The sequence below is a fragment of the Kitasatospora sp. NPDC086801 genome (assembly GCF_044745805.1).
Classification (GTDB): Bacteria; Actinomycetota; Actinomycetes; order Streptomycetales; family Streptomycetaceae; genus Kitasatospora.
On sequence record NZ_JBIVAX010000019.1, the window covers coordinates 93,489 to 107,275 of the forward strand.

The following is a 13,787-nucleotide window of genomic DNA, read 5'->3' on the forward strand; positions in this document are numbered from 1 at the left end:
GGATGCCCCGGTGGATTGTCCGGCCCGGGTACGTTCGGTGGGCGGGCGGACACCGTGCGTGGACCGGCGGGCGTCAGTAGGTGTAGAGGATCCGGTCGGCGTTGTCGGCCATCTGCTTGGCGTTCCACTCGGTGCCGCCGGGGACGTTGCCGGAGCGGAACAGCGGCGGGGCCGCGGTGGTGCCGGCGGCCGCCGCGTCGGCCAGCCGGCCGACCGCCGAGGCGACCACGGCCTGCATGAGCGCGCTGGTCACGATGGTGGAGACCGGGCCGAAGGTGGTCTCGGCGGCCGGGTGGGTCAGCTCGCCGTCCCCGACCGCGATCTTGCTGTCCAGCACCACGTCGCAGTTGTCCTTCAGGTACGTGCCGGACGGGTGCGCCGGGGGCACCTCGCCCGGGTACGCCAGCGAGGTCACGCCGATCACCTTCAGGCCGCGGTCCCGGGCGTACCGGGCCAGCTCGACCGGCATGACCTGGCGGCCGGACAGCGAGATCACGAACAGCAGGTCGCCGGAGGTGGCCGGGGTCAGGTCCAGGGTGGTGGTGGCCAGGCCGGACACCCGCTCCAGCGCGCTGGCCAGCGGCGCGGGCATCACCGTCACCCCGGCCATCCCGGGGACGTTCAGCAGGTTCATCGGGACCAGTCCGCCGGCCCGGTAGACCACGTCCTGGGCCGGCAGCGCGGAATGCCCTGCGCCGAAGGTGAACACCCGGCGGCCCTCGGTGATCGCCTCGGCGAGCAGCGCCGCGGCGGCCTCGATGGCCTCGGCCTCCTCCTCCCGGACCCGCTGGAGGTGGGCGATCGCGGCGTCGAAGTACCGGCCGACCAGGTCGTTCATCTGTTGCCTTCGCTCTCTGCCGGTGGGGGAGCCGGCCGGGTGGGGCGGGCCGGGTGGGTCCGGCCGCCAGTGGAGAAAGCTACGGCGAGCACGGTGGCGCCCCGGCGGCACCGCTGTCAACAGGAACGAAAACCGGGACCCGGGGCCCTTGCGCGGGCCCGGTTGTCGGTGCAGTACGTCAGAATTGGCGGTGAGGACACCGAAGAACGGAGCCAGCGGCGATGTCTGGGCTGATCGACACCACTGAGATGTACCTTCGCACCATCCTGGAGCTGGAGGAGGAAGGCATCGTCCCGATGCGCGCCCGGATCGCCGAGCGACTGGAGCAGAGCGGCCCCACGGTCAGCCAGACGGTCGGCCGGATGGAGCGCGACGGGCTGTTGCAGGTAGCGGGCGACCGCCACCTCGAACTCACCGACGACGGGCGCCGGCTCGCCGTGCGCGTCATGCGCAAGCACCGGATCGCCGAGTGCCTGCTCGTCGACGTGATCGGGCTGGAGTGGGAGCAGGTCCACGAGGAGGCCTGCCGCTGGGAGCACGTGATGAGCGAGACGGTCGAGCGCAAGGTGCTCGCCATGCTCGGCCACCCGAGCCAGTCCCCGTACGGCAACCCGATTCCGGGCCTGGACGAGCTGGGCGACGCCAAGGCGGAGGGCGAGGGCTTCGACGCCGCGCTCGTCCCGCTGGACACCGTCAAGCCGGGCGACGGCGGCGCCAGCGTCGTGGTCCGCCGGATCGGCGAGCCGATCCAGACCGACGGCGAGCTGATGCGCACGTTGCGCCGGGCCGGGATCCGGCCGGGCTCCACCGTGCAGGTGAGCGCCGGCGTCGCCGGCGTGCTGGTCGGCACCGGGGAGAACGCGGCGGAGCTGGGCAAGGACATCGCCCAGCACGTCTTCGTCGCCCAGGCCTGAGGAGGGCGCTTCCCGGGGCATGGAGCGCCCTCCCGGGGCCTGGAACGCTTCCAGGAACGGGGAACGCGCTTCCCGGAACGACGAGAAGGGCCCGCTGCTCCCCGTGCAGCGGGCCCTTTCGCCTCCCCGTTCCCTCCCTGTCCCCTCCGTCCCTCCCGTCCCCTCCACCGCCTCGCCCGGCTTCCCCGTCCGAGCGCTCCCTCCGGCGTCCCCTCGCACCGCAATTCCTCCCCTCGGCCGATCATGGCAATCCTTGAGCGTTGTCACTCGTCCGAGGGGCTTTCGCCCATGATCAGCGGGTACACGGAGGCCTTATCCGCACATGCGTGTGACGGGCCCCGCCTCCGGTGGGAGACAAGGCCCGTCAGCCGTGCGCGGGGTGTCGCGCGCTGCGCGCCCTCACCCGATAGGCGTAGGGCGGCCGTTCACGGGGGCGGTGAATCGGGGCGGTGAATCGGGCGGTGAACCGCTGCTGCGCCCGTTCAGCGCACCGCCGCCGCCGCCGGCTGGGCGGGCTGGGGGCGGGCGGCCGCGGGCGCCTCGCGTCCGCAGGCGTACGCGAGCGGGCTGATCAGCTCGGCGGCGTCGGGCAGCCAGCGGTTGAGCGCCGAGGGGGAGCGGGCCCACTGGGCGTAGCCGGTGCCGCCGATCCGGGACGGCGGGGCGACCGTCCAGTCCCCTTCGCCGCGGGCCACCAGGTCCAGCCGACCGGGCGGCCAGCCGAGCTTGCGGAGCATCTCCGGCAGCTTGGCCGCGACCCCGGGCAGCACCAGGAAGTGCAGCCGCCGGCCGATCCGGCCGGGCGAGGCGGGCAGCACCGCGACCGGGCCCAGCTGGAGGTCCATCCGCTCCATCCGCGCCAGCGCCAGGCAGCCGGCCGTCTCCGGGACGTCCAGGACGTCGAAGGACCGGCCGGTGGGCAGCAGGATCGAGGCCTGCGGCCGCTCGGTCCACCAGCGTCGCACCGCCCCCGGCCCGGCGCTCGCCTTGCGGGCCCAGTCCGCGTCGAGCGGGTGGGCCCCCGGCAGCAGGCAGCGCCGGTCGCCGCAGGAGCAGCGGGCGGGCCCGTCGCCGTCGATCAGCCAGGCGCCGGGAGCGACCTCCCAGTGGCGGTTCTCGGCGTAGCCGACGGCTTCGATGAGCAGCGGGGGCAGTGCGGCGGTCTTGCCCTGGTCGGGGGAGTCGGGGATGTCTTCCACACGCTGCTCAACTACCGTGTGTGAGGCTGGTTACGGCCCGGCGCAAGCCGGTTGGGCGTATACCGGCAATGTCACCCGAACCGGTTACTCGACCGAGTTGAGGCGGGCGGAGGCAGGCGCAGTGGGGGCGCACAGGAGCATTTCCCAGGGCGCGTGGGGGGTGCGGATCGTCACCGTGGGTATCCCGCTGGCGTTGCTGATCGCTAACCTGGTGTCAGATTCCTTGGACGGTCGGACAGTCGGCAACAGATCAGCAGAATCGTCGCCCGCCGGCCGGGACCGGAGGGTGTGGGGAGGCGAAACCCAATGGCCGCAAGACCACTCGTCGCACGACAGCCCAACGAGCGTCTGCAGCAACTGATCCAGGAGGCCAGCTGCTCCAACGCCGGCCTGGCCCGGAGGGTCAACCTCTGCGGCGCCGAGCACGGTCTGGACCTGCGGTACGACAAGACCTCCGTCGCCCGCTGGCTGCGCGGGCAGCAGCCGCGCGGGCAGGCGCCGGCGGTGATCGCCGAGGCCCTCGGCCGCAAGCTCGGCCGCAGCGTGTCGGTCGAGGAGATCGGCATGGCCGACGGCAAGAACCTCAGCTCCGGTATCGGGCTCCAGTTCGCGCCGACCCTGAACGCCGCCCTGGAGCAGGTCTGCGAGCTCTGGCGCAGCGACGTCGGCCGGCGGGACTTCCTGACCGGGGCCACGGTCGCGGCCTCCGCGCTGGTGGAGCCCAGCCGGGACTGGCTGATCACCCCGCCCGACCCGGTGGTGGCCCGCGCCGGCGGCCCCCGGGTCGGCCCGACCGACGTGGCCGCGATCAAGGCCACCACCACGATGCTGGTCGACCTGGACCACCGCTTCGGCAGCGGTCACGTGCGTCCGGTGGTCGTGCACTACCTCAACTCGGTGGTCTCCAGCCTGCTCGGCGGGGCGTACCGGGACGAGACCGGGCGCCAACTCTTCGCCGCAGTGGCCCGGTTGACCGAACTGGCCGGCTACATGGCGGTGGACACCGGCCAACCCGGCCTGGCCCAGCGCTACTACATCCAGGCGCTCCGGCTCGCCCAGGCGGCCGACGACCGCGGCTACGGCGGCTACGTGCTGGCGGCGTCGATGAGCCACCTGGCGGCGACGCTCGGCAACCCGCGGGAGATCGCCCAGCTCGCCCGCGCCGCGCAGGAGGGCGCCCGGACGGTCGCCACCCCGACGGCGATGGCGATGTTCTACGCCGCCGAGGCCCGCGGCCACGCCCTGCTGGGGGACGCCCGCTCCTGCGAGGCGGTGGCGGCCAAGGCGCTGGAGATGATGGAGAAGCGCCACCCGGAGGACGACCCGGACTGGATCGTCCACTTCGACGACGCCTACCTGGCGGACGAACTGGCCCACTGTCACCGGGACTTGGAGCAGGCCGGCCAGGCCGAGCACTACGCCCGCCGGGCGCTCGACCTGCACCCGCCGACCCGGGTCCGCCGCCGGGCGGTGGACCTCGTCCTGCTCGCCACCGCCCAGCTGCAACAACGGGACCTCGAACGCGCCTGTGAGACGGGCGCGCAGGCGGTCCGGCTGCTGAGCGGGCTGCGGTCCAACCGCGGCGTGGAGTACCTGGACGAGTTCCGGCGCAGGCTGGAGCCGTACCGGGAGCAGCGGGTGGTCCGCGAGTTCCACGCCAGGGCGGATGCGGAGGCCGCTTAGGGCCGGACAGGTCCTGGCGTTCCGCTCGGGGCACCGGGCCCGGTCCGGCTGGTCCGGCCGGTCCTGGCGGGCCCCGGGCCCCGGCGGGGCGGCGTGAGGGGAGCGTGAGGGATGCCCCGCCCGCGTGGTCACCCGGTTCGGCGAACCGGTAGCGTGGGCGCGACGTCCAAGGAACTGTGATGCCCCCAAGAACCGACGAGATGTGGTCCGCCGTCAGCGCGCGGTCGTGCACAGGTGAGGAATCGCGTTGAGCCAGCGCCGCTCGTACCCCAACTCGGGTGACTTCAACCTGGACGACCTGTTCCGCCCCGAGCCCGGCCAGACCCAGGGCGGCGTGCCGGGCCAGCCGCAGGGTCACCCCCAGGGCCACCCGCAGGGGCAGACGGGCGTGCCGCCGGTGGGGCAGCCGTCCGGGCAGCCGGAGTACCTCGGCGAGGGCGGGCACGCGCGGCCGACCCAGGCCCTGCCGGCCCAGCCCGCCCCGTGGGCCGGCGCTCCGCAGCCCGGTTACGGCGTCCCGCAGAACGAGCCGGCGCCGGAGACGCAGCACCTCCCGCCGTACCCGGGCGCGGACCCGTACGCGGGCGGGTACCCCACGGGCCAGTCCCAGGCCGGCTACCCGCAGCAGCCCGGCCCGGGCGGCTACCAGGGCTACTCGCAGGCCGGGCAGCCGCAGCCGGCGCCGGCCTACCCCGGTCAGGACTACCCCGGGCAGGACTACGGCCAGGGCCACGGGCAGGGCTTCGGCGCCACCCAGGCGGTCGCGCAGGTTCCGCCCGCCCGCGGCGGCCGCCCGTCCAACAAGCTGGTCATCGGCGGGGTGGTGGCCGGCTTCGCGGTGGCCGGCATCCTGGTCGCCGTCCTGGTGAACGGGGACGACACCACCCCCGCCGCCGACGCCAAGAAGACCCTCCCGGTGGCCGCCACCGGCAGCACCACCCCCGGCACGGCGAGCGCGAGCAGTTCGGGCACGGCCGTCGACCCGGCGGTCAAGGCCCAGGCGCAGCCGCTGTCGGACCTGCTCGGCACCGCGAGCGACAGCCGCTCGGCGGTGGTCGGCGCGGTCGCCGCGGTGCAGAAGTGCGACAAGCTGCCCGAGTCGCAGCAGGCGCTCACCGGCGCGGCCGGCAAGCGGCGCGAACTCCAGACCAAGCTCGGCCAGCTGAAGGCCGACAAGCTGCCCGGCGGCCAGCAGTTGGTCGAGCAGCTCAACGCGGCGTGGACCGCCTCCGCGCAGGCCGACGACGAGTACGCGGCCTGGGCCGGGGACTCGCAGGGCGCCTGCGACCCCAAGAAGCTGGACAACCAGCACTACAAGAACGCCGTCCAGGCCAGCGGCACGGCGACCACGGCGAAGAAGCAGGCCTCGACGCTCTGGAACGCGATCGCCACCCAGACCGGCCTGCCCAGCCGCAGCGACGGCGACCTGTAGGGCAGACGGGGGAACGGGCCCGCCGGCCCGCCCCTTCGCCGTCCGTGCCTCCGTGCCTCCGCCCTCCGCCCCTTCGTGGTCCGTGCGTCACGCCGGCGGGCGGCCCCCGGTGAGCACCCAGCGGATGTCCACGAAGCCCGGCTGCTGCAGGGTCATCCGGCCGCCCTTGACCACCTGGTAGGTGACCCAGGTGTTCACCAGCCGGGGTGACTCGGTGCTGGGCAGCATGTTGGTGGTGCCCCAGTTCAGCGGCGGGGTGAGGCCGACGTCGATGCCCTCGCCGCTGTCCAGCAGCCCGGTGACGGTCTTCTCGGTGACCTGCCGCCCGCCCGCCGTGATCTTCTCGGAGACCAGCCGGAACACCTCGTACGCGACCCAGGTGGTCTGCACGCCGGGGTCGGAGACGTCGATGCCGTGGCCACCGGTGGAGTCGGCGCGCACCACCGCGCGCAGCCCGTCCCAGATCTTCGCCGACTCCGGCGGGTACCAGCTGGTGACGTAGGCGCCGGCCAGCGGGCCGGAGTCGCCGCCGGTGGAGTCGACCACCGACTGCTGCACACTGCCGATCACCGAGGCGATCCGGGTGTTCTTCGGGTTCAGCCGGCGGTAGGAGTCCAGCAGGTTGCCGGTCGGCTCGGCGGCGAGGGCGCTGGTGACGCAGTTCGCCGGTTCGTCCTTGCCGATCGCCTTGCGGGCCACCGCCGTGTAGTCGGTGGACTGCTCGGGCGCCTTGACGTCGAGCAGCTTGATGCCGGTCGGCTTGAGCGCGTTGGCCAGGTAGCCGAGCAGGTTGTCGCCGGACGGGGTGTCCGGGCGGACCAGTGCGACGGCCTTGCAGCCGGCCTCGACCAGCTGGCGGCCGCTGCCACCGATCAGCGCGGGCATGCCGCCGTCCACCGGGTACGAGAGCGGGCTGCTGAACTCCGGCTGGGAGAGCCCGTAGCCGCCGATCAGGGGGATGCCGGCGCGCTCCAGGACCGGCATGAAGTCGAAGCCGTACTGGCTGTAGGAGCCGATCACGGCGACCGCCTTGGCGTCCACCGCCTGCTGGGCGCAGGCCCTGGCGCCTTCGGAGGTGTTGTGCTCGTTGCAGGTGAGCACCCGCAGCCGGCGGCCGTTCAGCCCGCCCTTGAGGTTGACGTCCCGGCCGATCGCCTCGGCGAGCGCGGTCATGCCGGGCCGGTCGGCGGAGCCGGTGCCGGACGGGGACCAGGTCATCACGGTGAGGTCGCCGCCGCTGGTGGAGGCATCGGCCGGTCCGCCGCACGCGGAGGCCGAGAAGAGGGTGGGGAGCAGGGCCGCGGCGGTGGCGGCCGCGGCGATCGGGCGGTGGCGGCGCCGCGCGAGCTGGTGCCGGGGCTGGAACGGGTCCCTTCGACTGGTCATCGGTCTTCCCTCTCTGGGGCGCCATCCGGCGCACCGGAGCAAGCCAAGCCCCGGCGCCACACGCCGAGAGGACCGAAGTGCGAACGGTCGGGTAACGGGAGCTGAAAACCGGAGGGGTACGCGTGTAGATGGGGAGTGGAGTACGAACGGACGGGGAACGTACGATCGTTCTCCATGTCCGCCAGCACAGATTCTTCGCACCGGTCTGCCCGAAACACTTCTCGTCCGGGCCACCGCTCCAGCACGATGGGCGGCATGCCGCTCAACGACCTGCCCTGGTGGCGCTGGCGAGCCCGACTGCGCTCGGCGCTGCACATGTTGTCCGACCCCGGTTTCCAGCAGGAGACCTGGCTGATCGGCCGGGAGGGGTACGGCGACGTGACCGACGCCGTCTACCGGCTGGTCGAGGACACCTGGCTGGACCGCTGGTCGGCCGAGAAGTACGTGGGCACGATCTTCCGGGACTCCACCGAGGCCGCCCTGGTCGACGTCGCGGTGCTGCGGGTGGTCCAGCTGCTGCACGAGGTCGGTGCGGACGCCCCCGCCTCCGCGTACTTCGGCCACCCCGGCTGGCCGGAGGCGGTCCGGGCCGCGCGCGAGGCGCACGTCGCGCTGGCGGTGAACGACGGGGACGACCCGGACGCGGCGCCCAAGTCGCTGGACGTGCTGCGCATCCTCACCCAGGTCTGAGCCGGGGCCCACGGCCGGGCCGCCGGTCGGGCTCCCGGTCGTGCGCCTGGTCGTGCGCCTGGTCGTGCGCCTGGCCGGGCCTGCGGCCGGGCCGTTGGGCAGTGCCGTCCCGCAGTACGGGCAGCGGGGCGGCGACTGTCCAGGATGTGACACGCTGGACCACCCAGAAACGCCACGACCTCAGGACGGGATACCCCCAGTGGACCAGCAGCCGGCCAGCGCCCAGTACGTCCTCACGCTGTCCTGCCCCGACAAGCAGGGCATCGTCCACGCCGTCTCCAGCTACCTCTTCATGACCGGCTGCAACATCATCGACAGCCAGCAGTTCGGCGACGGGGACAGCGGGCTGTTCTTCATGCGGGTGCACTTCTCCGCCGCCGAGCCCGTCACCGCCGACAAGCTGCGGGCCAGCTTCGCCGCGATCGGCGCCTCGTTCGAGATGGACTGGCAGATCCACCCGACCGAGCAGCGGATGCGGATCGTCCTCATGGTCAGCAAGTTCGGGCACTGCCTGAACGACCTGCTCTACCGCACCCGGATCGGCGCCCTGCCGGTGGAGATCGCCGCGGTGGTGTCCAACCACACCGACCTGCGCGACCTGACCGAGAGCTACGGCGTCCCGTTCCACCACATCCCGGTGACCCGGGAGACCAAGGCCGACGCCGAGCAGCAACTGCTGGACCTGGTCGCCAAGGAGGACGTCGAACTGGTCGTCCTGGCCCGCTACATGCAGGTGCTCTCGGACCAGCTGTGCACCGCGCTGTCCGGCCGGGTGATCAACATCCACCACTCCTTCCTGCCGAGCTTCAAGGGCGCCAAGCCCTACCACCAGGCGCACGCCCGGGGCGTGAAGCTGATCGGCGCCACCGCGCACTACGTCACCGCCGACCTCGACGAGGGCCCGATCATCGAGCAGGAGGTGGCCCGGGTGACCCACGACATCACCCCGGACCAGCTGGTCGCGCTCGGCCGGGACGTCGAGTGCCAGGCGCTGGCCCGCGCGGTGAAGTGGCACAGCGAGCACCGGGTGCTGCTGAACGGCACCCGCACGGTGGTCTTCGCGTAACGCGGTTGCGGCCGTTGTGGCCGTTACGGCGGTTGTGCGGCCGCTACGGCCGCGACAGCAGCGGGAGGGCGTGCAGCACCTCGCGGATCGCGGCCCGGTCGCCGTGCTCGCCGACCGGCAGTCGGTCCGGATCGCGGTGCGCGGCGGCCAACTGGCAGAGCTCCAGGCCGTCCAGCACCATCGAGGCCACCGGCTCGCCGCCGGGCGGCCCCCACTCCGGCCCGTCCAGCGGTATCAGCCACTCGCCGGCCGCCGGGCCGTCGATCACCAGCCGCAGCCGTCGGCCCCGGCCCTGCTCCCGGTCCTGCTCCCGGTCCTGCTCCTGGCCCTGGTTCCGGCCCGCCGCGGGCGGGAGGGCCGGTGCCCCGGCGGGCTCGGGGCGGGTGGCGCGGGCGGCACGCAGGTCGGCCAGCGCCCGCGGGACCATCCGGACCGCCAGGTCCACCATCTGCCGCAGGTGCTGGGGCACCGGCGGGTCGTACGGGTAGGCGACCGCGCGGGCCACGTCCTCGCCGTGCACGTAGCACTCGAAGGCGCGGTCCACGAAGGCGTCGCGCAGCGGCAGCACGGCGAAGCCGTAGTCGACGGGGGTGTTGCCCTGCGGGGCGAGCGCGGCGGTGCGCACCAGGTCGTGGGTCTGCCGCCGCCACCGGGCGCGCACCGACTGCGGCGGGAGGTCGGCCTGGTCGGCGATCAGCCGGGCGGTGCGTTCGGCGATCCCGGTGTACGGCCCGCCCTGCGGCGGGACCCGGGGCGGGACCCTGGGCGCCGGCGGTCGCGCGGCCGGTTCCTGCGGGGGCACCCGCCGCGCGGCCGGGGCCGGGGCGGCGCCCGGGCCGGCCGGTACCGGGTCGGGCAGGCCGAGGGCGAGCGCCAGATAGCCGTCCACGGCGGCGAGATGGCACAGCACCTCGGCCGGGCGCAGCCGCCCGGTGCCGCCGTGCCACGGCAGGTCGGCCACCTCCTGCCACTCCTCCGGGCCGAGGTCGCGCAGCAGCGCGTCGAGCTTGGCCGTCTCCGCGGTGTACGGCACGCCCCAGGCGGGGACGGGCAGTTCGGCCGGGCGGCGGGCCAGGCATCAGTCGAGCACCTGCTGGCGCAGCGAGCCGGGCTGATCGAGCGGTTCGTCCAGGGCGAGCCAGCCGGCCGCCTCGCGCAGCCGGGCGGCCTCCTCGGCGCACTCCCGGCAGGCGCGCAGGTGCCGCTCCACCTCGGCGGCGTCACGGCTCGGGCAGGCACCGAGGGCCCAGGCGCCGAGCAGCGAGCGCAGGGCGTCGTGCCGCTCCTCGGTGGTGGGCTCGCTCAGCTCGCTCATGCGCCCCTGTCCCCGTCGTCCCTGTCGTCCGGACCGGGTGCGTCGTCCCGGTCGTCCCGGCTGTCCCGGTCGTCCTCGCGGTCGCACTGCTTGTCGTGGCGGGCGCGTTCCTCGGCCAGTTCGGTGGCCAGCAGTTCCAGGCCGAGCCGCATCCGCTGCTTGGCGGCCTGCTCGCTGATGCCGAGCAGCCGGGCCGTCTCCTGGTAGGTGCGACCGTCGTAGTACGTCACCGCGATGGTCTCACGCAGGGGTTGGGGCAGGGAGTCCACCACGTACTGCATGCGCGCGGCGGTGGCCACGACGCGGATCTCCGCCTCGGTCGCGCCCGCGCCGCCGTCAAGTCCGCTGCCCGGGCCGCCCGGTACCCGCTCGGTGGCCCGCCGCGCCCGCAGCCGGTCGACCGCGCGGCGGTGGGTGAGCGCGCCGAGCCAGGAGCGCAGCGAGCCCTGGGCGGGGTCGAAGTCCTCGGGGTGCTCCCAGACGTGGGCGAATATCTCCCGGGTGAGCTGGGCGGCGGCGGCCTGGTCGGCGAGTATCCGCCCGGCCAGCCCGTGCACCATCGGCGCGAGCTGGTCGTAGAGTTCGCCGAGCGCGGTCTCCTCGCCGCGGGCGAGGCGGCGTTGGAGCTGCTCGTCCCAGCGCGGCGCGCGGTCGGGGGTGGCCATCGGGAAACCACCCTCCTGCCCGGGTTTCGCTGGCGTACCCAACGGTATCTTGCGGCCGGTCGGCGGCGGGAGCATTCCCGGAAGAACGGAACCCGGACCTGCGGATCGTCACCCGGCCCGGCGGCCCGTTCGCGGGGCGGCCCGTGGAGGCCGCTGTTCGAAGGCCGTTGGACATATGTCGCACGGGTGGTTCGCGAGTGGCGGGCCGGGTGCGCGGGGCGTCCGGAGGTAGGTTCGCCACTGCGGGACCGGCGGGTCGGCCCGGGCCGGACGAGCGCCGGTACGAGGCTCGCGAGAGTGAACGGGACAGTATGCACCGCGCTGTCCCCCGATCGCTGGAATATGCCCGAAGCGCTTGCCGAGGTCCGTCCGCCCACTCATCCTGAGGCGTATTCGAGTCGCGGCCGGTGCGCGACGGACGAGTCGGCCCGACGCGACAGGTCGGGCGGGCGCCGGGCGGGAGCCCGGCCGAGGGCCCGGGTGGCACCGGGCGAGGTACGAGGGTTCGCCGGCTGGACGATCCGGCCCGATCGGGACGACGGCCGAACTGCGAGTGCGGGTGGTGGAGCGGTGCAGGTTCTTCAGGTACAGCTGGCGGTGCAGGCCGACCCCGCCGAGGTCGGCCGGGCCCGTCGGTGGGTGCGCTCGCGGCTGCTGAACCACGGGGTGGACCCGGATGCGCCGGTCGCCGAGACGGTGGTGCTGGTGGTCTCCGAGCTGGTGACCAACGCCGTGGTGCACACCGGGTGTCCGGCGGTGCTGCGGCTCTGTCTGCCGGTGGAGGAGGACCAGGCGGGCGGCGAACCGGTCGGCCCGCTGCGGGTGGAGGTCGCCGATGCGAGCCGGGCGGCCCCCTGCCCGCGGCACGCCGGGGCCGACGAGGACGCAACCAACGGGCGCGGCCTGGAGCTGGTCGAGCTGCTCTGCGAGCGCTGGGGCTGGTTCCCGGACGGCTCGGGCAAGCGGGTGTGGTGCGAGATCGGCGCGGACGCCCGGCCGGCGGACCCGCTGGCGGGCGTGGACTGGGCGGCGCTGGCGCAGTAGCGGCAGCCCGGGGCCGGTTCGGCCCGCTGCCGGTACCGGCGTCGGTGCCGCGCCGACCACGCCGGTGATCACGCGGTCGATCCCGCCGGTGATCGCCGGCGGAGATCACCGGCCGAAAGCTGACGCAACCATTCCGAATTTCGGACTACCCATTGACGTGACGTATCCGACTGATCACGCTTGGGTGCGGCTCTCCGTTTGTGAGGGGACGCCGAGGGGACGCCCGAACGCCGCCGCGGTGCTGTTGTCCAGGGGGACCACGCCAGCAGGGGGCCGTGGACTGCCGGTCGCGGGCGCTCCTTGGCGAGTGCGGAGGGCGCGGCGCGGGTTCAGGGCTCGCGCGTCGCGATTGGATGGCGGCTGGCCGCGTCGTGCTCGGGGTGCACGCGGTCGGCCGTCGTCCGATCCGCCGTCGTACTACGGCGCTTTCCGGCCACTCGGCCGAGAGCCGTCCGGCCGAGGATCGTCCGGAAACCCGGCGAAGCCGTCCGGGAGCGGTCCGCAAGCCGCCCGCAAGCCGTCCGGAAGCCGCCCGGAAGCGGTCCGGAGCCGTGCGAGGTCACCCGGGGACGGTGCGGAAGGTCCGCCGGTAGGCGCTCGGGGCGACGTCCAGCCGACCGCGCAGTTGCAGCCGGAGCGAGGCGGCGGTGCCGAATCCGGACTCCCGGGCGACTTGGTCGATCGTCAGGTCGGTGCGCTCCAGCAGTTGCCGGGCCCGCTCGGTGCGCTGCACGGTGAGCCACTTCCCGGGGCTGGCGCCGGTCTCCTCGCGGAAGCGCCGGGTGAAGGTCCGCACGCTCATGCCCGCCCGGTCGGCGAGCTGGCGCAGCGCCAGCGGCCGGTCCAGGTGTTCCAGCGCCCAGGCGCGGACGGCGGCGGTGCCGTGGCCGGTGGTGTCCACCGGGCTCGGGGCCTCGACGTACTGCTTCTGGCCGCCCTCGCGCCACGGCGGCACCAGGCAGTTGCGGGCCACCGCGTTGGCCACCGCGCTGCCGTGGTCGCGGCGGACCACGTGCAGGCACAGGTCCACCCCGGCGGCCACCCCGCCGGAGGTGAGGACGTCGCCGTCGTCGGTGTACAGCACGTCCGGGTCCAGCCGCACCTTCGGGTACAGCTCGGCGAAGCGCCGGGTGTAGCGCCAGTGGGTGGTGGCCGGGCGGCCGTCGAGCAGCCCGGCGGCGGCCAGCAGGAAGGAGCCGGTGCAGATCGACATCAGCCGGGTGCCGGGCCGGATCCGGCGCAGCGCCGCGGCCAGTTCGGGGGTGAAGGAGGCGTCGACGGTGGCCGGGCTGGAGTCGGCGGAGGCCGGGATCACCACCGTGTCGGCCCGCTCCAGCAGTTCGGGCCCGTGGTCGACGGCGATCCGGAAGTCCGCGCTGGTGGCGATCGGCCGGCCGTCCAGGGTGCAGGTGGCGACCTCGTAGAGCGGCCGTCCGGCCGGGTCCTTGGCGCCGCCGAAGATGCGGGCGGGGATGCCGAGTTCGAAGGCGATCACGCCGTCGAGGGCGAGTACCGCGACCAGGTGGGTCATGCCGTTCCCCTTCGGTGGTGTGGC

At 74.0% G+C, this 13,787-nt stretch carries 13 protein-coding genes; 6 read left to right on the plus strand and 7 right to left on the minus strand.

Annotation, left to right across the window (positions count from 1 at the left end; genetic code table 11):
* Positions 1–73: 73 nt before the first annotated feature.
* A complete protein-coding gene (locus tag ACIPLC_RS20975) occupies positions 74–838 on the minus strand; it encodes a sugar isomerase domain-containing protein (protein WP_400474502.1) in 765 nt (254 codons plus the stop codon).
* 221 nt (positions 839–1,059) lie between these two features.
* Here ACIPLC_RS20975 and ACIPLC_RS20980 point away from each other — a divergent pair, with 221 nt between their 5' ends.
* Entirely contained in the window at positions 1,060–1,752 is a 693-nt protein-coding gene (locus tag ACIPLC_RS20980; RefSeq protein ID WP_400474503.1) for a metal-dependent transcriptional regulator, read from the plus strand.
* Positions 1,753–2,234: 482 nt separating this feature from the next.
* Here the strand turns inward: ACIPLC_RS20980 and ACIPLC_RS20985 are convergent, their stop codons facing one another.
* On the minus strand, positions 2,235–2,942 hold the full coding sequence (locus ACIPLC_RS20985) for a bifunctional DNA primase/polymerase (protein ID WP_400474544.1): 708 nt from the start codon (positions 2,940–2,942) through the stop codon (positions 2,235–2,237).
* A 315-nt stretch (positions 2,943–3,257) separates the two neighbouring features.
* Between ACIPLC_RS20985 and ACIPLC_RS20990 the strand changes: the two genes are divergently transcribed.
* Entirely contained in the window at positions 3,258–4,634 is a 1,377-nt protein-coding gene (locus ACIPLC_RS20990) for a transcriptional regulator (RefSeq protein ID WP_400474504.1), read from the plus strand.
* A gap of 247 nt (positions 4,635–4,881) precedes the next feature.
* Positions 4,882–6,066, plus strand: coding sequence for a hypothetical protein (locus ACIPLC_RS20995; RefSeq protein ID WP_400474505.1), 1,185 nt, complete (start codon positions 4,882–4,884; stop codon positions 6,064–6,066).
* An 87-nt stretch (positions 6,067–6,153) separates the two neighbouring features.
* Here ACIPLC_RS20995 and ACIPLC_RS21000 read toward each other — a convergent pair whose 3' ends face one another.
* Positions 6,154–7,452, minus strand: a complete 1,299-nt coding sequence (locus tag ACIPLC_RS21000) for an ABC transporter substrate-binding protein (RefSeq protein ID WP_400474506.1) — start codon at positions 7,450–7,452, stop codon at positions 6,154–6,156.
* 174 nt (positions 7,453–7,626) lie between these two features.
* On the opposite strand from ACIPLC_RS21000, the gene ACIPLC_RS21005 reads away from it, so the two are divergent.
* Positions 7,627–8,142 (plus strand): hypothetical protein, encoded by a 516-nt coding sequence (locus ACIPLC_RS21005; RefSeq protein ID WP_400474507.1) that lies wholly within the window; start codon positions 7,627–7,629, stop codon positions 8,140–8,142.
* 199 nt (positions 8,143–8,341) lie between these two features.
* Positions 8,342–9,208: a formyltetrahydrofolate deformylase gene (gene purU / locus ACIPLC_RS21010; protein WP_400474508.1), complete on the plus strand. Its 867-nt coding sequence runs from the start codon at positions 8,342–8,344 to the stop codon at positions 9,206–9,208.
* Positions 9,209–9,251: 43 nt separating this feature from the next.
* Here purU and ACIPLC_RS21015 read toward each other — a convergent pair whose 3' ends face one another.
* The 3 genes from ACIPLC_RS21015 to ACIPLC_RS21025 are packed head-to-tail and all read right to left on the minus strand — an operon-like array spanning position 9,252 to position 11,188.
* Positions 9,252–10,241 carry a hypothetical protein gene (locus tag ACIPLC_RS21015; RefSeq protein WP_400474509.1) on the minus strand — a complete coding sequence of 330 codons (990 nt, stop codon included), beginning with the start codon at positions 10,239–10,241 and terminating at the stop codon, positions 9,252–9,254.
* Positions 10,242–10,286: 45 nt separating this feature from the next.
* The gene (locus tag ACIPLC_RS21020; protein WP_400474510.1) at positions 10,287–10,523 is read right to left on the minus strand and encodes a zf-HC2 domain-containing protein; all 237 of its coding nucleotides are present in this window, start codon (positions 10,521–10,523) and stop codon (positions 10,287–10,289) included.
* A complete protein-coding gene (locus ACIPLC_RS21025; protein ID WP_400474511.1) occupies positions 10,520–11,188 on the minus strand; it encodes a sigma-70 family RNA polymerase sigma factor in 669 nt (222 codons plus the stop codon). The genes ACIPLC_RS21020 and ACIPLC_RS21025 overlap by 4 nt, the downstream gene beginning before the upstream one ends.
* A gap of 570 nt (positions 11,189–11,758) precedes the next feature.
* Between ACIPLC_RS21025 and ACIPLC_RS21030 the strand changes: the two genes are divergently transcribed.
* A complete protein-coding gene (locus tag ACIPLC_RS21030; protein WP_400474512.1) occupies positions 11,759–12,232 on the plus strand; it encodes an ATP-binding protein in 474 nt (157 codons plus the stop codon).
* Positions 12,233–12,791: 559 nt separating this feature from the next.
* On the opposite strand, the gene ACIPLC_RS21035 is transcribed toward ACIPLC_RS21030, so the two are convergent.
* On the minus strand, positions 12,792–13,763 hold the full coding sequence (locus ACIPLC_RS21035) for a GlxA family transcriptional regulator (RefSeq protein ID WP_400474513.1): 972 nt from the start codon (positions 13,761–13,763) through the stop codon (positions 12,792–12,794).
* Between the last annotated feature and the right edge of the window lie 24 nt (positions 13,764–13,787).

Bases quoted from the DNA above. Each gene is read 5' to 3' on its own strand.
- ACIPLC_RS20975 (WP_400474502.1), bottom strand. From the start codon at position 838: ATGAACGACCTGGTCGGCCGGTACTTCGACGCCGCGATCGCCCACCTC.
- ACIPLC_RS20980 (WP_400474503.1), top strand. From the start codon at position 1,060: ATGTCTGGGCTGATCGACACCACTGAGATGTACCTTCGCACCATCCTG.
- ACIPLC_RS20990 (WP_400474504.1), top strand. From the start codon at position 3,258: ATGGCCGCAAGACCACTCGTCGCACGACAGCCCAACGAGCGTCTGCAG.
- ACIPLC_RS21000 (WP_400474506.1), bottom strand. From the start codon at position 7,452: ATGACCAGTCGAAGGGACCCGTTCCAGCCCCGGCACCAGCTCGCGCGG.
- ACIPLC_RS21005 (WP_400474507.1), top strand. From the start codon at position 7,627: ATGTCCGCCAGCACAGATTCTTCGCACCGGTCTGCCCGAAACACTTCT.
- ACIPLC_RS21020 (WP_400474510.1), bottom strand. From the start codon at position 10,523: ATGAGCGAGCTGAGCGAGCCCACCACCGAGGAGCGGCACGACGCCCTG.
- ACIPLC_RS21025 (WP_400474511.1), bottom strand. From the start codon at position 11,188: ATGGCCACCCCCGACCGCGCGCCGCGCTGGGACGAGCAGCTCCAACGC.
- ACIPLC_RS21035 (WP_400474513.1), bottom strand. From the start codon at position 13,763: ATGACCCACCTGGTCGCGGTACTCGCCCTCGACGGCGTGATCGCCTTC.